The organism is Mycobacterium sp. NTMscope_MAC_269 (assembly GCF_976985695.1).
On sequence record NZ_OZ335668.1, the window covers coordinates 3,050,865 to 3,070,301 of the forward strand.

At 69.1% G+C, this 19,437-nt stretch carries 21 protein-coding genes; 9 read left to right on the top strand and 12 right to left on the bottom strand.

Annotated features, from left to right (window positions below):
* The first annotated feature begins 100 nt into the window (after positions 1-100).
* Positions 101-604: a nuclear transport factor 2 family protein gene (locus ACZ50Z_RS14060; protein WP_464486235.1), complete on the top strand. Its 504-nt coding sequence runs from the start codon at positions 101-103 to the stop codon at positions 602-604.
* 34 nt (positions 605-638) lie between these two features.
* On the opposite strand, the gene ACZ50Z_RS14065 is transcribed toward ACZ50Z_RS14060, so the two are convergent.
* The gene (locus ACZ50Z_RS14065; protein ID WP_464484102.1) at positions 639-863 is read right to left on the bottom strand and encodes a DUF5302 domain-containing protein; all 225 of its coding nucleotides are present in this window, start codon (positions 861-863) and stop codon (positions 639-641) included.
* A gap of 48 nt (positions 864-911) precedes the next feature.
* Positions 912-1,355: a PPOX class F420-dependent oxidoreductase gene (locus tag ACZ50Z_RS14070; RefSeq protein ID WP_008254475.1), complete on the bottom strand. Its 444-nt coding sequence runs from the start codon at positions 1,353-1,355 to the stop codon at positions 912-914.
* A 75-nt stretch (positions 1,356-1,430) separates the two neighbouring features.
* Here ACZ50Z_RS14070 and ACZ50Z_RS14075 point away from each other — a divergent pair, with 75 nt between their 5' ends.
* Positions 1,431-1,952 (top strand): DUF1697 domain-containing protein, encoded by a 522-nt coding sequence (locus tag ACZ50Z_RS14075; protein WP_464486236.1) that lies wholly within the window; start codon positions 1,431-1,433, stop codon positions 1,950-1,952.
* A 37-nt stretch (positions 1,953-1,989) separates the two neighbouring features.
* On the opposite strand, the gene ACZ50Z_RS14080 is transcribed toward ACZ50Z_RS14075, so the two are convergent.
* Positions 1,990-2,355, bottom strand: a complete 366-nt coding sequence (locus ACZ50Z_RS14080; RefSeq protein ID WP_464486237.1) for a GntR family transcriptional regulator — start codon at positions 2,353-2,355, stop codon at positions 1,990-1,992.
* A gap of 37 nt (positions 2,356-2,392) precedes the next feature.
* Here ACZ50Z_RS14080 and ACZ50Z_RS14085 point away from each other — a divergent pair, with 37 nt between their 5' ends.
* Positions 2,393-3,106 (top strand): NAD-dependent deacylase, encoded by a 714-nt coding sequence (locus ACZ50Z_RS14085; protein ID WP_464484103.1) that lies wholly within the window; start codon positions 2,393-2,395, stop codon positions 3,104-3,106.
* A gap of 17 nt (positions 3,107-3,123) precedes the next feature.
* On the opposite strand, the gene ACZ50Z_RS14090 is transcribed toward ACZ50Z_RS14085, so the two are convergent.
* Together ACZ50Z_RS14090 and ACZ50Z_RS14095 are read right to left on the bottom strand one after the other, a co-directional pair.
* Entirely contained in the window at positions 3,124-3,756 is a 633-nt protein-coding gene (locus ACZ50Z_RS14090) for a class I SAM-dependent methyltransferase (protein ID WP_464484104.1), read from the bottom strand.
* A 66-nt stretch (positions 3,757-3,822) separates the two neighbouring features.
* Entirely contained in the window at positions 3,823-6,138 is a 2,316-nt protein-coding gene (locus ACZ50Z_RS14095; protein WP_464484105.1) for an MMPL family transporter, read from the bottom strand.
* A 313-nt stretch (positions 6,139-6,451) separates the two neighbouring features.
* On the opposite strand from ACZ50Z_RS14095, the gene ACZ50Z_RS14100 reads away from it, so the two are divergent.
* Positions 6,452-6,574, top strand: coding sequence for a hypothetical protein (locus ACZ50Z_RS14100; protein ID WP_003878506.1), 123 nt, complete (start codon positions 6,452-6,454; stop codon positions 6,572-6,574).
* 144 nt (positions 6,575-6,718) lie between these two features.
* Here ACZ50Z_RS14100 and ACZ50Z_RS14105 read toward each other — a convergent pair whose 3' ends face one another.
* Together ACZ50Z_RS14105 and ACZ50Z_RS14110 are read right to left on the bottom strand one after the other, a co-directional pair.
* Positions 6,719-7,471, bottom strand: a complete 753-nt coding sequence (locus tag ACZ50Z_RS14105; protein WP_066992060.1) for a 3-hydroxyacyl-CoA dehydrogenase — start codon at positions 7,469-7,471, stop codon at positions 6,719-6,721.
* 49 nt (positions 7,472-7,520) lie between these two features.
* Positions 7,521-8,603 (bottom strand): CaiB/BaiF CoA transferase family protein, encoded by a 1,083-nt coding sequence (locus tag ACZ50Z_RS14110; protein WP_464484106.1) that lies wholly within the window; start codon positions 8,601-8,603, stop codon positions 7,521-7,523.
* A gap of 120 nt (positions 8,604-8,723) precedes the next feature.
* Between ACZ50Z_RS14110 and ACZ50Z_RS14115 the strand changes: the two genes are divergently transcribed.
* Positions 8,724-9,536: an enoyl-CoA hydratase gene (locus tag ACZ50Z_RS14115; RefSeq protein ID WP_464484107.1), complete on the top strand. Its 813-nt coding sequence runs from the start codon at positions 8,724-8,726 to the stop codon at positions 9,534-9,536.
* Positions 9,537-9,631: 95 nt separating this feature from the next.
* On the top strand, positions 9,632-10,990 hold the full coding sequence (locus ACZ50Z_RS14120) for a DUF2867 domain-containing protein (RefSeq protein ID WP_464484108.1): 1,359 nt from the start codon (positions 9,632-9,634) through the stop codon (positions 10,988-10,990).
* A gap of 1 nt (position 10,991) precedes the next feature.
* Here the strand turns inward: ACZ50Z_RS14120 and ACZ50Z_RS14125 are convergent, their stop codons facing one another.
* Positions 10,992-11,714, bottom strand: a complete 723-nt coding sequence (locus ACZ50Z_RS14125; protein ID WP_464484109.1) for a lysostaphin resistance A-like protein — start codon at positions 11,712-11,714, stop codon at positions 10,992-10,994.
* On the bottom strand, positions 11,711-12,859 hold the full coding sequence (locus ACZ50Z_RS14130; protein ID WP_464484110.1) for an NAD(P)H-binding protein: 1,149 nt from the start codon (positions 12,857-12,859) through the stop codon (positions 11,711-11,713). The genes ACZ50Z_RS14125 and ACZ50Z_RS14130 overlap by 4 nt, the downstream gene beginning before the upstream one ends.
* 91 nt (positions 12,860-12,950) lie before the next feature.
* Here ACZ50Z_RS14130 and ACZ50Z_RS14135 point away from each other — a divergent pair, with 91 nt between their 5' ends.
* From ACZ50Z_RS14135 to ACZ50Z_RS14145, 3 genes are read left to right on the top strand one after another with little or no spacing between them, the layout of a single operon-like run.
* The gene (locus ACZ50Z_RS14135; protein WP_464484111.1) at positions 12,951-14,033 is read left to right on the top strand and encodes a type III polyketide synthase; all 1,083 of its coding nucleotides are present in this window, start codon (positions 12,951-12,953) and stop codon (positions 14,031-14,033) included.
* Between the two features lie 20 nt (positions 14,034-14,053).
* Positions 14,054-14,554, top strand: coding sequence for an isoprenylcysteine carboxyl methyltransferase family protein (locus ACZ50Z_RS14140; protein WP_464484112.1), 501 nt, complete (start codon positions 14,054-14,056; stop codon positions 14,552-14,554).
* Positions 14,551-15,567, top strand: a complete 1,017-nt coding sequence (locus ACZ50Z_RS14145; protein ID WP_464484113.1) for an NAD(P)/FAD-dependent oxidoreductase — start codon at positions 14,551-14,553, stop codon at positions 15,565-15,567. Before ACZ50Z_RS14140 ends, ACZ50Z_RS14145 begins: the two co-directional genes overlap by 4 nt.
* A gap of 91 nt (positions 15,568-15,658) precedes the next feature.
* On the opposite strand, the gene ACZ50Z_RS14150 is transcribed toward ACZ50Z_RS14145, so the two are convergent.
* The 3 genes from ACZ50Z_RS14150 to ACZ50Z_RS14160 all read right to left on the bottom strand — a co-directional run bounded on the left by ACZ50Z_RS14150 (position 15,659) and on the right by ACZ50Z_RS14160 (position 19,354).
* Positions 15,659-16,450 carry a crotonase/enoyl-CoA hydratase family protein gene (locus ACZ50Z_RS14150; RefSeq protein WP_464484114.1) on the bottom strand — a complete coding sequence of 264 codons (792 nt, stop codon included), beginning with the start codon at positions 16,448-16,450 and terminating at the stop codon, positions 15,659-15,661.
* On the bottom strand, positions 16,447-17,595 hold the full coding sequence (locus ACZ50Z_RS14155) for a thiolase family protein (protein ID WP_464484115.1): 1,149 nt from the start codon (positions 17,593-17,595) through the stop codon (positions 16,447-16,449). The genes ACZ50Z_RS14150 and ACZ50Z_RS14155 overlap by 4 nt, the downstream gene beginning before the upstream one ends.
* Positions 17,596-17,869: 274 nt before the next feature.
* On the bottom strand, positions 17,870-19,354 hold the full coding sequence (locus ACZ50Z_RS14160) for an aldehyde dehydrogenase family protein (protein WP_464484116.1): 1,485 nt from the start codon (positions 19,352-19,354) through the stop codon (positions 17,870-17,872).
* Between the last annotated feature and the right edge of the window lie 83 nt (positions 19,355-19,437).

Consider the following 19,437-nt stretch of genomic DNA (forward strand, 5'->3'; position numbering starts at 1 on the left):
CCTGTGGGTGCGACACCAACCACCGAAACCGCGCCTACGACCAGCACCATAATCATCGAGTTATCGTGACGCGGTGGTGGATGAGGCCCGATTGGAGCTGATGCTGGCCCGCGACGAACTGCATGCGCTCGTGCATTCCTATTGCCGGGCCGTCGACCGCGCGGACTATGACGGCCTGCGGGGCCTGTATCACCCCGACGCGACCGACTCGCACGGCTCGTTCTCCACCGGCGGCGTCGAACAGTTCATCGCGCAGTTGCGGGGCGCGCAGCCGCATGTGCGTGTCTCCCAACACAACATCACCACGACGAACTTCGTGATCGAGGGCGAACAGGCCCGCGGTGAGATCTACTGCCTGGTTTTTCACACCTTCGCCGGTCCCGAACACGACGTCGACGTCATCATCGGCGGCCGGTATCTGGACGAGTACGCCAAACACGACGGCCGCTGGAAGTTCACTCGACGCACCATCGTGGCGGACTGGGCCTACCAAAACGACCCCTCCCAGGTGAGCTTCGCGCACCCCAGCACCCGGGGAAGCCTGCGCGGCGCACCGGGCCAGGACGACCCCTCGATCGGCCTGTTCGGCCCATCCCGGGGATAGACGAATCAACCCGTCTTCTAACGACTTTCGGGAGTCAGCCGCTCTTGCGGCGGAATTCGCGGCGGTTTCCCACCGCGCCGTGCGCCCGGGACTGCTTGCCGGCGTCGTCCTTATGGTCGGAACCGTTGGAGGATTTCGCCATCTTGCGGTCGAGGGCTTCGCGGAACTTGCGCTTGGTGTCCTCGTCCGACCCGGGTGATTCAGAAGCCCCCGAAGACTTGGACGACTTTGAACCCTGCCGGGCATTCGATTCAGCCATGGGGGCAGCTTAGTCCCGGTTTGTCCGGCGGGCCCGCCGACGGCGCGGCTACCGCATGCCCGGCGGCATGCCGTACAGGTGGGAGATCGGCAACGTCAGCAGCACCCGCCGATCGGTGACCATCGCCTGACGGTATTCGTCCCAATCCGGGTGTTCGCCGGCGATGTTGCGGTACAAGGCAATCAACGCCTCCACGGTGCTGTCGCCGGGCGCGGCCGCCGGGGGCGTCAGTTCGGCGGTGCCCTCGGCGACGGCGTAGGACCATCCGTCGTCGGCGTCGACCAGGATCGACGCCCGCGGGTCCCGGCGCAGGTTGCGAGTCTTGGCGCGCGGCTCGGTGATCGACACCTGGATCGCCATGCTGCGCGGGTCGAAGTGGTAGCTCACGTTCGACAGCTGCGGTCGCCCGTCGCGCTTGATGGTGGCCAGCACCCCCAGGGAATGTCCGCTTATCAAGGCCAGCAGCTTGTCGTCGAAGACTTGGCGTCCCATGACGAAAGCCTACGTCGCGCGCCGCCCGGGCGGCCCGGGATGGCCGGTCCCCGGCCGGACTGGTGGAATCTGGGCATGACCAAGTACGCGGCGTTTCTGCGAGGTGTCAACGTCGGGGGCGTCAACCTCAAGATGGCCGAGGTGGTGGCCGCGCTGACCGACGCGGGTTTCACCGCGGTGCGCACCGTGTTGGCGAGCGGCAACGTCGTGCTGGAGTCGTCGGCCGGCGTGGCGGCGGTGCGCAAAAAGGCCGAAGCCGCGTTGCGCGAACGATTCGGCTACGACGCGTGGGTCTTGGCCTACGACCTCGGCGCGGTGCGCGACGTGGTCGACGCCTATCCGTTCGAGCGCGGCGCCGACGGCTACCAGTCCTACGTCACGTTCGTCGCCGACGCTGCGGTGCTCGACGAGTTGGCCGCCCTGGAGAAGGACGCGGGCCCGAACGAGCGGATCAGCCGGGGTGACGGCGTCCTCTACTGGCAGGTCCCCAAAGGCAGCACCCTGGACAGCGCCATCGGCAAGACGATGGGCAAGGCGCGCTACAAGTCGTCGACCACGACACGCAACCTGCGTACGCTCGACAAGGTATTGCGCTGAATAGCGCTGTAACACAACATTTTTCGACTCCTAGCGCTTACTCGTCGGGCACCGATTCGACGTAGCGCAGGGCATCGGCTTTGTCCAACCCGAGTCCGCGCGCCACTCGGACGTACTCGCGGGCGGCGGCCGCCATGGCGGCGTCGGTCGGGTCGTAGCGGGCGACGAATGTGCCGAAGCGGCCCCGGGTTTCGATAATGGCGGCGCTCTCCAGCTCGCGGTAGGCGCGAGCCACGGTGTTGACCGCGACCCCGAGTTGGCCGGCCAGGTCCCGCACGGTGGGCAGGCGGGCGCCCGGCGGCAGCGCGCCCTCGCGGACTCCGTCGATCACCTGCGTCCTGAGCTGGTCGAACAGCGGCTTGCCCGCCTTCACGTCGACCCGTAACCAGTCACCCAGCTCCACCCGTTCAGTATCCCCCACCTCCGGCTATCTTGGTGGGATGCGCGTAGCGGTGCTCAGCGGCGCGGGGATCTCCGCGGAGAGCGGTGTGCCGACGTTCCGCGACGACAAGAACGGGTTGTGGGCCCGCTTCGACCCCTACGAACTGTCCAGCACGCAAGGGTGGCGCGATAACCCCCAGCGCGTCTGGGGCTGGTATTTGTGGCGGCATTACCTGGTCGCCGATGTGCAACCCAACGCGGGTCATCGCGCCATCGCCGCCTGGCAAGACGATGCCCAGGTCACGGTCATCACGCAGAACGTCGACGACCTGCACGAGCGCGCCGGCAGCGACTCCGTCCACCACCTGCACGGAAGCCTTTTCGAATTCCGTTGTGCGCGTTGCGCTGTGCCGTACAGCGGCGCGCTGCCGCAGATGCCCGAACCCGCGCTCGAGGTGGAGCCCCCGCTTTGCGATTGCGGTGGCCTGATCCGGCCCGACATCGTGTGGTTCGGCGAACAGTTGCCCGACGAGCCGTGGCAGCGCGCCGTCGAGGCGACCGAGTCCGCCGACGTGATGGTCGTGGTCGGGACGTCGGCGATCGTCTATCCGGCGGCCGGGCTCGCGGAGCTGGCGCTGGTGCGCGGCGCCGCCGTCATCGAGGTCAATCCCGAGGTCACGCCGTTGTCGGCCAACGCCACCCTCAGCATCCGTGAATCGGCGAGCCGGGCGTTGCCCGGGCTGCTGCAGCGGCTTCCGGCTCTCCTCAAGTAGGCCGTCCGGCGGTCAACTCAGGCGGGCCGGCGCGCGCGGCCCAGCAGGAGCTCGGACACCGGCATCGGCGCCCAGGCCGGCAGCGTCCACTCCCGCCGCGACGTGTCGACTTCGAATCCCGCCTCGATGATCGAGCGTTCGGTGTCGCGATGCGTGTGGCAGTTGCCGAACAGCCGCGGCCACAGAGTCGCATCGACGAACCGCTGAAAGCGGCCCCGCGCGCCCGCACTGGCGATGTGCTCGAGGTAGCGCAGTTCTCCACCCGGCCGCAGCAACGAGTACAGGCGCCGCAGCACGGCGCCCGGGTCGCGCACCGAACACAGCACCAGCGAGCACACCACCGCGTCGAACGGCTCGGAGCCGCTGAGGCTTTCGGCGGTCTCGCCGGAAACGAGCACGCGGGCGGGCGCCGCGTCGGCCGCGGCACGGGCCCGTGCCGCCAGCCGCGGCTCGGGCTCCACCGCGATCACCTCGGCGACCGACGCCGGGTAGTGCGGAAAGTTCGTCCCGATCCCCGCGCCGACTTCCAGCACCCGGCCGGACAGGCCGGCCAGGTTCTCCCGCCGCAGGACCCGGATCGCCTCGGCTTCATGGCTGGCGACGACGGGCCAGACGCGCGCGAAGAAGGGATTGTCGACGACCGTTGTCATGCGTGTGTGAACCTTCCGACTCGGATGAGGCCCAGAATAGGGTTCGGCGCCGGGATGGGTCGGCCGTTAACCGATATTGGGCAGCGGCTTCCCGAGCGCGGCCCCGGCAACCGGCGCCGGTGCGGGCTCGCGGGGTGCGGGTTCTGCGGCTTCGCTGATGCCGAACCGATCGTGCAGCCACGCCAGGGGTTTGGGCGCCCACCAATTCCAGCGGCCCATCACGTGCATGAAGGCCGGGACGACCACCATCCGCACCAGGGTGGCGTCGGCGAAGACGGCCAGCACCAGGCCCAGGCCGAACATCCGCATGAACGAGACGTGGGCGGCGATCAAGGCGGCGAACGACATCGACATCACCAGCGCGGCCGCGGTGATGACCCGACCCGTGCGGGCGACGCCGAGGGCCACGCTCTCGTCGTTGGCGGCGTGCGCCTGCTTCGGGGTCGGCTTGGCGGGTCGGGCGGCGCCGGACGCCAACCAGTACTCGCGGATCCGGGAGAGCAGGAAGACCTCGTAATCCATTGACAGCCCGAAGGCGATGCAGAACAGCAGCACCGGCATGTTGGCCACCAGCGTCCCGCTCGGCGTGGTCCCGAGCGCACCGAGATGGCCGTCCTGGAAGATCCACACCAGCGCGCCGAACGCCGCGGTCAACGACAGGAAGTTACACGCGAGCGCCTTGGCCGGCAGTAGCACGCTGCCGGTGAGCAGGAACAGCAACACGAAGGTGATCGCGGCCATCAGCCCGAGTACCAGCGGGAGCCGCTCGGTCACCGCGTCGACACTGTCGCGGTTGACCTGGGCCACCCCGCCCATCTCGACGGACCGCCCGGCCGGGCCGGGGACGTCGTGCAACCGTGCGAGCTGGGCGTCGTTCGCCGCGGAAAACAGCGGCGCCGTGCTGCTGACGGTCAGAAAGGCGCTGCCGTGGGCCAGCCCGGTCGCCCCGGACGGCGGCCCCACCCGGTTCCCGCCCGTGAAGGTGCCCCCGGGCGCGGACACCGCCGCCACGTCGGGCACCCGCGAGAGATCGGCGGCGTAGGTGTCGACGTCGGCCGGATTCAGGCCGGAGGCATCGGGGATGACGACGGGCACCGACGTCGCGGAATCGTCGGCGAAATCGCTGCGCAACCGGTCGCCGACCTGGTGCGCCGACGCCGAGCGCGGCAGCACCCGGTCGTCGGGGAACCCCCACTTCACCGAGAAGAACGGCAGCCCGAGCATCAGGAGCAGGCCGACGACGGCCAGGCCGATAGGCGCCCAGCGGCGCATCACGAACTTGCTCGACCGATACCAGAACAGTTGCTCGACGGGCTTGCGCACCGGTTCGGGTCGCCGCAGCGCCCGCCGCAGCAACCGGCGCACGTCGAACGCGTCCAACCGGTCGCCCAGCAACACGATCGCGGCCGGGGTGATCACGATCGAGGCGGTCGCGACGAAGGCGACCGTGGCCACCCCCGCGTAGGCGAACGACTTGAGGAAGTACATCGGGAAGGCCACCGTCGCCGACATCGACAGCGCAACGGTGACCGCGGAGAACAGCACCGTGCGCCCGGAGGTGGCCATCGTCCGCACGAGCGCCTCCTCGCGCTCGTGGCCGTCGGCCAGTTCGTCGCGGTAGCGGCTGACGATGAGCAAGGTGTAGTCGATGGCCAGGGCCAGGCCCAGGGCGGTGCTGAGGTTGAGAGCGAAGATCGACACCTCGGTGGTGAAGGTGATCAGGCGCAACACCGACATCGAGCCGACGACGGCCAACGCGCCCAACGCCATGGGCAGCGCGGCGGCCAGCAGCCCGCCGAACACCCAGATCAGCACGACGAAGCTCAGCGGCAGCGCGATCATCTCCATCACCAGCAGGTCGTCCTGGTTCTGCTTGTTGATCTGGGCGTACTGCATGGCCGCGCCGCCGGCGCGGACGGTCACCCCGTCACGGTCGTGGACGAACTGGTCCGACAGGGTCTGCGCGTTGTTCTGAACGAAGTTTTCGCCGCCTTTGAGGTTGACCACGATGAGGCCCGACTTGCCGTCGCGGCTCACCAGATCCTCCGGAGCCGCGACGGTCCAGGGCGAGGCCACGTTGTAGACCAGCGGGGACCGCTGCAATTGGCCGACGAGGTCGGTGCCCACCGCGCGGGCTTGTTCGCTGTTGGTGCCGCCCGGGGCCGTCACCAGGATCAACATCTGCTGACCGCTCTGCCCGAATTTGTCGGTGAGCACACCGATGGCGCGGGCGGACTCCGAGTCGGGATCTTGGAAGCCCCCCGGAGACAAGCTCTTGGCGACGGGAATGCCGAAGACGGCGGCGGCGATGAAGACCAGCACGCCTATCGCGATGATCCGGCGGGGCGCCGCGATGGCGACTCGGGCGATTTTCTGCAGCATTTTGGGCCCTTCCGCTGCCGGTGCCCCATTGCGCTGGCCGCTGGCTAGTCCGCGACAACGTAACAAACGCTAATTTCCACGCGTCGAACAGTGTTGTCTTCAAGCACGCAGGCGGGCGGGCGCCGCGTTCAACGCCCGCCCTTTTTAAACCGGGGCGACGGTAAGAGTCCGGCCAGAAAAATGTGTCGTAAGTAAGCAGCTCACGGCCCAAATCCCAGCGGAAATGGTGGCCACCCTACCCGCGGGTAAATTGCCACGATTTTCCGAATCGTGACTCAAAGTTTCCTTAAAGGTGGCCCATACGCTCAGTGTCATGTGGATCGACGACACAAGTGCCGACGTCATCAAGGTCGACTTCGAGGCCCTCTACCACGGCGACGTGCTGGTGGAAGGCGAGACCTCGGAGCAGTTCGACGAACTGCAAGCGGCGAGCTGAGCCAGACCATGAGCATGCTCGCACGGCTGTTAATGGCCGAACCCTCCGTCAGTCGATGGTTCCGCAAGTAACCATCGATCGTGGTCATCACGAAAGCCCCCCGCTGATGCGGGGGGCTTTCGTTTTGTCCGACGACGGTGCGGCTTAGCGGGGCGCCATGCGAATGGCGCCGTCCAGGCGGATGACCTCGCCGTTGAGCATCGGGTTCTCGACGATGTGCACGGCCAGCGCGCCGTACTCGTCGGGGTCACCCAGCCGAGCCGGGTGCGGCACCTGCTTGCCGAGCGAGGCCTGCGCCTCCTCGGGCAGCGACCCCAGCAGCGGCGTCTTGAACAGCCCGGGCGCGATGGTCACCACGCGGATGAGCTCGCGCGACAGGTCGCGGGCGATCGGCAGCGTCATGCCGACCACGCCGCCCTTGGACGCCGAGTAGGCGGCCTGGCCGATCTGGCCCTCGAACGCGGCGACCGAGGCGGTGTTGATGATGACGCCACGCTCCTCACCGACCGGCTCGGACTTGGCGATGCGCTCTGCGGCAAGCCGCAGCACGTTGAACGTGCCGATCAGGTTGACCCCGATCACCTTCTTGAAGCCGTCCAGCGGGAACGGGCCGTCCTTGGACAGCGTCTTGATGGCGTTGCCGATGCCCGCGCAGTTGACGTTGATGCGCAGCGTGCCCATCGACTCCGCGGCGTCGAGCGCCTTGCCGACGGCGGCCTCGTCGGTGACGTCGGCCTCGACGAAGCGGGCGCGGTCACCCAGCTCGCGGACGGCTTCCTCGCCGCGCAGGTCGATCACGACCACCTGGGCGCCGCGGTCGAGCAGCCGCTTCGTGGTGGCCAGCCCCAGCCCTGAGGCGCCCCCGGTGACGACGGCGACGGCGTCTTTGATCTCCATGCGAGTCCTTCCCTGATTTCCTCGAGTCCAGCCAACTGGTTGGTCGGGACTATACCCAGTCCTGGAGTACCGCTTCGGCGTCGGCCACCGGCGCTGCGGGGCGCGGCGTCTCCGGCGCGGTACGGGAGAACCGCGGCGCTGGCAGCGGCTGCAGGCCCCCTTCGACCTCGTAGAAGGTGTTGCGCTCGGTGATGTGCGGCTCGGTCTGCACCTCGCCGAACGCCAGGATCGGCGTCACGCACGCGTCGGAGTCGGCGAACACCTTGGCCCAGTGGTCGCGGTCCTGGCTGGCGAACTTCTCGGTCAGCACCGCGCGCAGTTCGGGCCAGCGGCTCACGTCGTTCTGCCCGGGCAACTCCGCCCCGTCCAGGCCCAGCCCGGTGAGCATGGCGGCGTAGAACTGCGGCTCGATGGCGCCGACCGCGACGTAGCGGCCGTCGGCGCATTCGTAGGTGTCGTAGTAGGGGGCGCCGCCGTCGAGCAGGTTGGTCCCGCGCGCGTCGGTCCACATGCCCGACGAGCGCATCTGCCACATCATTTGGACGAGCACGCTCGAGCCGTCCACCATCGCCGCGTCGACCACCTGGCCCTTGCCGGAGGTCTGCCGCTCCCACAGCGCGGACAGGATGCCCAGCAGCAAGAACATCGAACCGCCGCCGAAGTCCCCGACCAGGTTCAGCGGCGGGACGGGCCGTTCGTTGACCCGGCCGATGGAATGCAGGATGCCGTTGAGCGAGATGTAGTTGATGTCGTGACCGGCCTGCTGGCTGCGTGGGCCGGTCTGACCCCAGCCGGTCATGCGGGCGTAGACCAGGCGGTCGTTGACCTTCGCGCAGTCTTCGGGCCCGAGGCCGAGCCGCTCGGTGACGCCGGGACGGTAGCCCTCGATCAGCACGTCGGCCTTGGCGATCAGTTTGAGGACGAGCGCGCGGCCGTCGTCGGATTTCAGATCGGCGGTCACCACGCGCCGGTTGCGCATCATCGCGTCCTTGGCCACCCCGCCGGGACCGGATGACGGCCGGTCGATGCGCACCACGTCGGCGCCGAGGTCCCCCAAGATCATCGCGGCGTGCGGGCCCGGCCCGATGCCGGCCAACTCGACTACACGCAGCCCCTTCAACGGTCCAGCCATGATCCACCGACCTTTCGTCCGCTCTGACGCCCGCGACCGTTCGTGCTCAAACAACCGGTCGTTCGACATCTTCGCAGCCGTGCCCGTGGCCCGCGCAGCCCGGTCACTTATGGTGAGCCCATGCCTTCATCCGCGATCGCCACCCTCGCCCCCGTCGCAGGCCTCGACGTCACGCTGTCCGACGGCGTGTTCTCGGTGACCATCAACCGGCCCGACAGCCTGAACTCGCTGACCATCCCGGTGATCACCGGGATCGCCGACGCGATGGAGTACGCGGCGACCGACCCCGAGATCAAGGTGGTGCGGCTGGGCGGCGCCGGACGCGGGTTCAGCTCCGGTGCGGGCATCAGCGCCGACGACGTGTCCGACGGGGGCGGCGTCCCGCCGGACGAGATCATCCTCGAGATCAACCGGCTGGTGCGCGCGATCGCCGCGCTGCCCCACCCGGTGGTCGCGGTCGTTCAGGGGCCCGCGGCCGGCGTCGGCGTTTCCATCGCTCTGGCCTGTGACGTCGTATTGGCTTCGGAGAGCGCCTTTTTCATGCTCGCCTTCACCAAGATCGGGCTGATGCCCGACGGCGGCGCGTCGGCGTTGATCGCCGCCGCGATCGGGCGGATCCGGGCCATGCAGATGGCGTTGCTTCCCGAACGGCTGACCGCCGCCGACGCGCTGTCCTGGGGGCTGGTCACCGCGGTCTATCCCGCCGACGACTTCGACGCCGAGGTGGACAAGGTGATCGCGCGGTTGTTGGGCGGCCCGGCCGTCGCCTTCGCCAAGACCAAGCTGGCGATCAACGCGGCCACGCTCACCGCATTGGATCCGGCCCTGCAGCGCGAATTCGACGGTCAGTCGGTGCTGCTGAAGTCCCCCGACTTCGTCGAGGGCGCAACGGCTTTCCAACAGCGCCGCACGCCGAACTTCACCGATCGCTGAATGTCGTTGCGCTGAGCCGGCGCAACGCTTAACTCCGCGCCGATGCGGTAATCCTCCCCGTCAGAGCTCAACCGCTGACGACCGACGGAGGATCGATGCCCGAACAGGTGCGGTGCCTGGTGACCGGCGCGACCGGCTACATCGGCGGGCGCCTGGTGCCCCGCCTGCTCGACGCCGGTCATCACGTTCGGGCCTTGGCGCGCAACCCCGACAAGCTGGCGGAGGTTCCGTGGCGCCCGCATGCGGAGGTGGCGCGCGGTGACCTCGGCGACATCGATTCCCTGATCGCCGCGTTCGACGGGATCGACGTGGTGTACTACCTGGTCCACTCGATGGGAACGTCGAAGGACTTCGCCGCCGAAGAGACCCGCGCCGCCCGCAATGTCGTGACGGCCGCGCGGCGCGCCGGGGTGCGTCGGCTGGTGTATCTGGGTGGGCTGCATCCGGAAAACACCGACCTCTCACCGCATCTCGCGTCGCGCAAGGCCGTCGGGGAGGTTCTCATCGACTCGGGCATCCAGACCGTGGTGCTGCAGGCCGGGGTGGTCATCGGCTCGGGATCGGCGTCGTTCGAGATGATCCGCCACCTCACCGACCGGTTGCCCGTGATGACCACGCCGAAGTGGGTGCACAACAAAATCCAGCCGATCGCGGCGCGCGATGTGCTGTATTACCTGGCCGCGGCAGCGACCGCCCCGGTGCCGAAATCACGCACCTGGGACATCGGTGGGCCCGACGTGTTGGAGTACGGCGACATGATGCGGGGCTACGCCGAGGTCGCGGGGCTGGGCAGCCGCTACCTGTTCGTGCTGCCGTTCCTGACCCCGGCGATCGCCAGCCTCTGGGTGGGCACGGTCACCCCGATCCCGTCGGGTCTGGCGCGGCCACTGGTCGAATCGTTGGAATGCGATGCGGTGGCCCGTGATTCCGATATCGACACCATCATCGAACCGCCGCCGGGCGGGCTCACCGGATACCGCCGCGCGGTCGAGTTGGCGCTGCACCGCGCCACGCGTGGCCTGCCCGATGCAAGCTGGTCCTCGCTGCGCGCCGAGCCGGCCGAGCCGCTGCCCAGCGACCCCGACTGGGCCGGCGAGATCGTCTACACCAACCTGCAGACCGCGAGGGCCGCCGTCGGGCCCGGCGACCTATGGTCGGCGGCCCGCGCCGCGACAGCCGACCGCCGGTGGCGGCGGCGCCTACCGCTGACGGGCTGGAGCGTCGAGCACAGCGATCCCGGCGTTGCGCTGCGGCTGCACTCCGCGCGGGGCCCGGGGGGCCGCGCCTGGCTGGAAATCACGGTGCGGCCCGACGACGACGGTGGCAGCTCCTACGCGCAGCGGGCGATCTTCGTGCCGAGCGGCGTCCTGGGCCGGATGTATCGGCTCGCGGTGTGGCCGCTGCGGGTCGCGGCGCTGCGGGCCCTGGCGCGCCACGTCGTCGCGTCGGCCTGACTCAGACCCCGAACATCGGCGGCAGGACCAGCACCATGATCAATCCCCAGCCGACGTGGGTCAGCACCGGCGCCAGCACGCCACCGCTGGCCCGGCGCTCCAGCGCGCACACCGTCCCGAGGATGATCGCGGCGAATCCCAGCATGGGGTTGCCGCTGGCCATGGTCGCGAGGGTGTAGAGCAACGTGGAGATCAGCACCGGGTGATAGCGGCCCAGCGCGGTGTAGAGCGCGCCGCGAAAGAACAGCTCCTCGGCGACGCCGTTGATCACGGTGATCAGCACGACCAGCAGATAAGAGCCTTGATGGGCGAAGAGCAGCACCCGGGTGATCAGGTCGGCGACAGCCGGGATCTCTCGGGCGATCAGCCCGCCCACGACGAACGCGCCGCCCACGAGTAGACCGACGGTCGTTCCGGTGATGACCGGCCGCTGGTTGCGGCCGCGCCAGCAGATGCCGCCCAGGTGCAGCGGCCCGGAGACCAGCGCACCGGCGATCCACACCGCCGCGAGCGCCAGCGTCAGCCAGTAGAAGCTGGCCTCCCCCGGGTGGCGCCGCAACGAGTACCCCAGCACCGCGGCGCCGGCCACCAGCGTGATCGCCACGATGACGCGCCGTCGCCGCACGACGGACGGCGGTTCATGGTGCGGCACAGCAATATTGGTGACCGCGCGGCGCAACTCGGCGAAGACGGTGCTGTGGTAGGGGGTCGTGGATTGACTCATGCGGGACGCACCTTCGGGGTCAGGGCGATCAGGATGTCGAGGCTGGTGCGAAGCGCGCCGGCAACCGGGCCGGGGACCCTGTTCACCAGCCCCAGGGCCGGCCGCACGAGGGTGGGTGTGACGCGCTGGGCGAGTTGCCGGATGCGCCGCGCGTCGCCGCCGGCCCAGGCGGCATCGGTGTTGGCGAGGTCGTGCGGATCGGCCAGGGCGTTGACCGGGCGCGGCCGCTGATGCGACCGGCCGGCCAGGGCCAGTGCGATGGCGTCGTCGATGCCGAGCAGGCCGCCGGGCGGGTCGGGCACCCGGTCGCGCAGGTCGCTGACGGACGCCACCATCGGGTGGTCCAGCGACTCGACGAGATCCCCGGCCAGGCCCGGGGGCACCGGCAGGGCGACGCCGGTGATCAGCGAGGCCAGCCCGGTGTCGACCCGGCCGACGGACAAGCCGGTATGCCATCGCCCGGAGATACGGGCATAGGTCTTGAGTAGCTGCCGGTAGGACGTGGTGTCGGGCCCGGAGATGTCGTAGGCGCCGGCGGGCACCCGGTCACCATCGGCCGCGGCGACGAGATAGTGCAGGACGTCGCGGATGGAGATCGGGTCGATCGGGTTGTCCATCCAGCTCGGTATCGGGATGACCGGGAAGCGATCGCCCACGTAGCGCATCATCTCGAACGACGTCGAGCCGGCGCCGATGATCATCGCCGCGCCCAGCCACACCAGCTCCGGGCCGTCCGCGACGGTGAGCGCCTCGGCCACCTCGGCCCGGCTCGTCAAATGCTCGGACAACGCCTCGTCGGCGGGCACGAACCCGCCCAGGTAGACGATGCGGCGCACCCCCGCGTCGCGGGCCGCGGTGGCGAGATTGGCGGCCGCGGCCTTGTCCGCGTCACGGAAATCCGGCTGGCCGATGGCGTGCACGAGGTAATACACCACGTCAATGGGGTCCAAGCCCGCGAAAGCCGACCCCAGCGACTCCGGGTCAGTGGCGTCGAGGGTCACCGGTGTGATGTTGTCGAACCAGCCGAAGCGCTTGAGACGCAATGGGTTTCGAGTTGCGGCCACAACCTGGTGCTGGTGTTCCAGCAGCGCCGTGACCAGTCGTGATCCCACATAGCCGGTGGCACCGGTGACCAGAACCCGCATACCCCGACCCTAGCCCGACGATCCGGCCCGTGGCCCGCGCGACGCAAAGACCGATTTGAACCGGTGCGGCGACGGCACCGTGACCCGGTGCATGAACAAATTCCCAGGGGGCGCCACGGACGTCGCGGTGAAATGTCCGTCCATCGCCGGCGTGGCGGTGAAGTTCCCGCCCAACCGCTATACGCAACACGAGGCCATCCGCGCGCTGACCGACATCGCCGGTCCCGACTTCCGCCGCTTCGGCCGCAGCAGCGGCGTCGAGTACCGCAACACCGCCTTGCGACTGCCCCGCTACCGCGAGTTGAGCGGGTTCACCGAGGCCAACGACGCCTATCTCGACGTCGCGCTCGACCTCGGCGAGCAGGCGCTGGTGGCGGCCCTGGACGAGGCCAAGGTCAAGCCGTCGGAGCTCGACATCGTGTTTTCGACGACGGTCACCGGCCTCGCCGTTCCGACGCTGGAGGCGCGCTTGGCGACGCGGGTCGGGCTGCGGCCCGACGTCAAGCGCGTCCCGCTGTTCGGGCTGGGCTGCGTGGCCGGGGCGGCCGGGGTGGCGCGCATGCACGACTATCTGCGCGCCTTTCCCGACCACACGGCCGCGCTGCTCGCGGTCGAACTGTGTTCGCTGACCATCCAGCGCGAGGACACCTCGGTCGCCAACCTGGTCGCCACCAGCCTCTTCGGCGACGGCGCGGCCGTGGTGCTCAGCGAGGGCGCCCGCCGCACCGGCGCCGAACACACCGGCCCGCGGGTGCTGGCCACCCGCAGCCGGATCTATCCCGAGACCGAAGACGTCATGGGCTGGAAGATCGGGGGCGACGGCTTCCGCATCGTGCTGTCCGCCGACATCGCCACCATCGCCGAGAAGTACCTGGGTGACGATGTCCGCGACTTCCTCGCCGACCACGGTCTGCACCCACGCGACGTGACGACCTGGGTCTGCCACCCGGGCGGACCCCGGGTGATCGAGGCCGTCGAGAACGTGTTGGACCTGCCCGCGGATGCCCTCGACCGCACCCGAAAGTCGTTGCGCGAGAACGGCAATCTGTCGTCGGTCTCGGTGCTCGACGTGCTCGCGGCCAACATGGCCGATCCGCCACCGCCGGGCTCGGTCGGGTTGATGATCGCGATGGGACCGGCGTTCTGCTCCGAGCTGGTGCTGCTGGCCTGGTAGGGCTGGTAAAGACTGTAGCCATGTATTACCTGCTGGTGCTGGTCGTCGGGGTCGAGCGCGTCGCCGAGCTGGTGGTGTCCACCCGCAACGCGCGCTGGTCGTTTACCCAGGGCGCCAAGGAGTTTGGCCGTTCGCACTACCCGGTGATGGTGGTCATCCACACCGCGCTGCTGGTCGGCTGCCTCGTCGAACCGTGGGCGCTGCACCGGCCCTTCATTGCATGGCTGGGCTGGCCGATGCTGGCGGTGGTGGCGGCCAGCCAGGCGCTGCGCTGGTGGTGCATCACGACGCTGGGCCGGCGGTGGAACACCCGCGTCATCGTGCTGCCGCAGGCCCCGCTGGTGCGACGGGGTCCCTACCGCTGGCTGCACCACCCGAACTATGTTGCAGTGGTGGCTGAGGGGTTGGCGCTGCCGTTGGTGCACACGGCGTGGCTGACCGCGGCCATCTTCACGCTGGCCAACGCGGCGTTGCTCGGGGTGCGGCTGCGGGTGGAAAACTCGGCCCTGGGTTACACATGAGCGATTACGACGCGGACGTGCTGATCGTCGGCGGCGGCCCGGGTGGGCTGGCCACGGCGTTACACGCTCGGCGCCTTGGGCTTTCGGTGATCGTGGCCGAGCCGCGCGAGGGCCCCATCGACAAAGCGTGCGGCGAGGGGCTGATGCCCGGCGGCCTGGCCGAGCTGACCGCGCTGGGCATCGACCCGGCCGGGATGCCGTTTCACGGGATCGCCTACGTGAGCGAACACCGGCGCGCCCAGGCGCGTTTTCGCGGCGGGCCGGGGCGCGGCGTGCGCCGCACGACGTTGCATGCGGCGCTGGCCGCGCGCGCCAAAGAGCAAGACACCGACTGGATTCGCGCGCGGGTGACCGACGTCCGGCAGGACACGCACGGCGTCTCGGCCGCCGGGGTGCGCGCGAAATGGTTGGTGGCCGCCGACGGCCTGCATTCACAGGTCCGGCGGAACGTCGGCATCGCGGCGACGGCGGGAACGCCGCGACGCTACGGCGTGCGGTGGCATTACCGGGTGCCGGCGTGGACCGACTTCGTCGAGGTGTACTGGTCGCGCTGGGGCGAGGCCTACGTGACGCCGGTCGAGCCCGATCTGGTCGGCGTGGCGATCCTGTCGCGTGGGCGACCCGACCTGGCCTGGTTCCCGCGGCTGGCGCGCCAGCTGGAAGGCGCCGGCCCCGGGCAGCCCCGCGGCTGCGGTCCCCTGCGCCAAGTGGTCTCGCGGCGCGTCGCGGGCCGTGTTCTGCTGGTCGGCGATGCCGCCGGTTACGAGGACGCGCTGACCGGCGAGGGCATCAGTCTGGCCCTCAAGCAGGCCGCCGCGGCGGTCGACGCCATCGCCGAGGAGACGCCGGCGTCCTACGAGAAGGCCTGGCACCGGATCACCCGCGACTACCGGTTGCTCACCCGCGCGCTGGTGCTGGCCAGCGCGCCGCCCATAACGCGCCGCGCCGTCGTGCCGGTGTGCACGCTGCTACCCGCGGTGTTCGGCCGCGGCGTGAACATCCTGGCGCGCTGACGCGCGTGCGTGGGCGCGCGTATGAGCGCGAGCAGACGCAGAATCGCATTGCGCGAGCGCTTCGCGTGCGATTCTGCGTCTGCTCGCGCAGTTAACGCGCCCTCCAGACCGGCTCTCGCTTCTCGGCGAAGGCCCGCGGCCCCTCTTTGGCGTCCTCGGACCTGAGCAGGGCCTTCATCTCACGGATGGTGCGCTCCCACCCCGGTTCGTCGTCGACGACGACCCCGTCGTCGACGCCGTAGGCCACCCGCTTGCTGGCCTGCACCGACAGCGGCGCGTTGACCGTGACCCGCGCGGCCAGCGCCAGCGCGGCGTCCAGCACCGAGCCCGCCGCGGCGACCTCGTTGATCAGGCCCCACTCGCAGGCGGCGGCCGCGGACAGCGGTTCGCCGGTCAGCAGCAGTTGCATCGCCACCTTGCGGGGCAGCTGTTGCGCGATGCGGAAGACGCCGCCGGCGGCGGCGATCAGTCCGCGCTTGACCTCGGGGAGCCCGAACTGCGCGCGTTCGTCGGCCACCACCAGGTCACTGGCCAACGCCAGCTCGGTGCCGCCGCCCAGGGCGGTCCCGTTCACTGCCGCGATCGTCGGCTTGTCGATGAAGTGGTGGACGTAGCCCGCGAAGCCCCATTCGGGATGGTCGGGGTGGTACAGGTTTTCGCGGCGCGCGATCGCCTTGAGGTCGGCACCGGCGCAAAACGACTTGTCGCCCGCGCCGGTGACCACCACCGCCCGCACCTCGGGGTCGTGCTGCGCTTCTTCAAGCGCATCGCCGAGGCCGATGCTGACCGCGGCGTTGACCGCGTTGCGGGCCTCGGGCCGGTTGATGGTTATCACCATCACGTTGCCCCGGCGTTCGGCCAGGGCCCCCGGCTCTTCGGTCACAGCAGTTCCACGATGGTGGCGTTGGCCTGGCCGCCGCCCTCGCACATGGTCTGCAGACCGTAGCGAATTCCCTTGTCCCGCATGTGATACAGCAGGGTGGTCATGATCCGGGCGCCGGACCCGCCCAACGGGTGACCCAGCGCGATCGCGCCGCCGTTGGGGTTGAGCTTCTTCTCGTCGGCGCCGATGTCCTTGAGCCACGCCAGCGGAACCGGCGCGAACGCCTCGTTGACCTCGTAGGCGCCGATGTCCTCGATCGACAGCCCGGAGCGCTTCAGCGCCTTCTGTGTCGCGGGGATGGGCGCGGTCAGCATGATCACCGGGTCCGCCCCGGCCAGCGACGCGGTGTGCACCTTGGCGATCGGCTTGAGGCCCAGCTCCTTGGCCTTCTCGGCGGACATGAACAGCAGCGCCGCGGCGCCGTCGGAGATCTGCGAGGAGTTGCCGGCGTGGATCACGCCGTCTTCCTTGAAGGCCGGCTTCAGTGAGGCCATCTTCTCCATCGGCGTCCCGCGGCGGATGCCCTCGTCCTTGAGCACCGCATTGCCGTCCTGATCCTTGATGCCCACGATCTGATCATCGAAAGCACCGGAATCCTGTGCAGCCGCGGCCTTTTCGTGCGAACCCAGCGAGAACTCGTCGAGCGCCATGCGGTCGAATCCCCACTTCTCGGCGATCATCTCCGCGCCGATGCCCTGGTTGGGGATCTGGCCCTCGTAGCGGTCCAGGAAGGCCTGCGAGTACGGCCGGCCCCCGTTGGCCAGCGACGCCCCCATCGGGGTGCGCGACATCGACTCGACGCCGCCGGCGACGACGACGTCGTAGTGTCCGGCGATCACACCGGCGGCCGCGAAGTGGATGGACTGCTGGCTCGAGCCGCACTGGCGGTCGACGGTCACGCCGGGGACGGTCTCGGGCCAGCCGGCGGTCAGCAGCGCCGTGCGTCCGATGTCGAGGGCCTGCTCCCCGGCCTGCATGACGCAGCCCCAGATGACGTCGTCGACGATGCCCGGGTCGACACCGGCCTTGTCGACCAGGCCGTTGAGCACCTGCGCGGAAAGATCCGCCGGGTGCACCCCGGACAATCCGCCGTTGCGCTTCCCGATCGGTGAACGCACTGCCTCGACGATGACGGCTTCAGCCATGGTCTTGTCTCCTTTGACACGTGGACTTCGAAAAGAGTTGAGTCTTGCCTCGATTGTCAACCAAGGGGTTGGGAGGGCGCAGCCCGGGGTGCTTCTCACCCGGCAATCGGGGGTCGCTAAGGCCGCGTCCCCGCGGTCACCAGGACCGCGGGGGCCTCGGGCCGAGGCGACCGACGACCTCGCCGGCACACGCCATGGCGCGTGCCGGCGGGTTCGCACGTCACGTAATGGGCGCTGGCACAGCCGCTTTGGGCGGTGCGCCGACGCGCCGACCTCAGCCGGCGGGGTAGGCGACCGACTTGATCTCGGTGTACTGGTCGAACCCGGCGACACCGTTTTGGCGTCCCACGCCGCTTTCCTTGTAGCCACCGAATGGGGTGTCGGCGCCGTAGGGGGCGCCGCCGTTGACGCCCATGAAGCCGGCCTTGATGCGGCGGGTCACCGACAGCGCACGCTCGAGGGAGCCGGCGAACACGTTGCCGGCCAACCCGTACACGCTGTCGTTGGCGATCCGGATCGCGTCCTCCTCGTCGTCGAACGGAATGACCGAGAGCACCGGGCCGAAGATCTCCTCCTGCGCGATGGTCATCTTGTTGTCGACGTTGGTGAAAAGCGTTGGCCGGACGAAGTATCCCTTGTCGAACCCGGTCGGGGCGTCGGGACCGCCGACCAGCGCGGTGGCGCCCTCTTCCACGCCCTTCTTGATGTAGCCCGTCACCCGCTCGAACTGGCGCTGCGAGATCACCGGCCCGCACAGCGTCGCGGGGTCCTGCGGGTCGCCGCACGTGACGTTCTCGTAGATGTTCTTGAGGATCTCCACGCCCTCGTCATAGCGGGACCGCGGCAACAGCAGCCGGGTCGGGTTGGCGCAACCCTGGCCGGCATGCATGCACGGCGCGATGCCGACCATGCACGCCGTCCCGAAGTCGGCGTCCTCCAACACGATGGTCGCCGACTTGCCGCCGAGCTCGAGGAACAGCCGCTTCATGGTGGCCGCGCCTTTTTCCATGATCCGTTTGCCGACCACCGTGGAACCGGTGAAGGAGATCAGGTCGACCTTCGGTGACAGCGTGAGCTCCTCGCCCACAAAGTGGTCCGACGCGGTGACGATGTTGACCACACCGGCGGGGATGTCGGTCTTCTCGGCGATCAGCCGGCCGAGCCGGGTGGCGTTGAACGGCGTGTTCGGCGCCGGCTTGAGCACCACCGTGTTGCCGGTGCCCAGCGCCTGGCCGAGCTTGTTGAGGGTGACTTCGAACGGGAAGTTCCACGGCACGATCGCCCCGACCACACCCACCGGCTCCCGCCACACCTTGCGGGTGGTCAGCGTGCCGGTGAGGCTGATGACCTTGTCGCCCAGGTCGGTCTCCCACGCGTACTCGTCGATCAACCGGGCCGGGTACTTCAGCCCGTCTTCCAGCGGCGCGTCCAGCTGGGGGCCGCACGTGATGGCCCGCGGCGAGCCGACCTCGAGGATGAGCTCCTCGCGCAGTTCTTCCTTCTCCGATTCGATCGCCTCGTGCAGCTGCAGCAGGCAGCGCTTGCGCAACTCCTTATTGGTCGACCAGTCGGTCTCGTCGAAGGCGCGCCGGGCGGCGTCGATGGCCCGCTGCATGTCCTCCTTCGAGGCGTCGGCCACCTCGCCGAGCGACTCCTCGGTCGCCGGGTTGATGTTGGTGAAGGTGCCGGCCTGGCCGTCGACGAGCTTGCCGTCGATCATCATCTTCGGCTCGAAGCGGACCTTTACAGCCTCAGTCATATCTGTCACTCTCTTCTGGGTCGTTGCGGGGCTACGGAGAGCCTTACCGGAAACTAGCCGATTGGCAAGGTGCAACCGGTCGC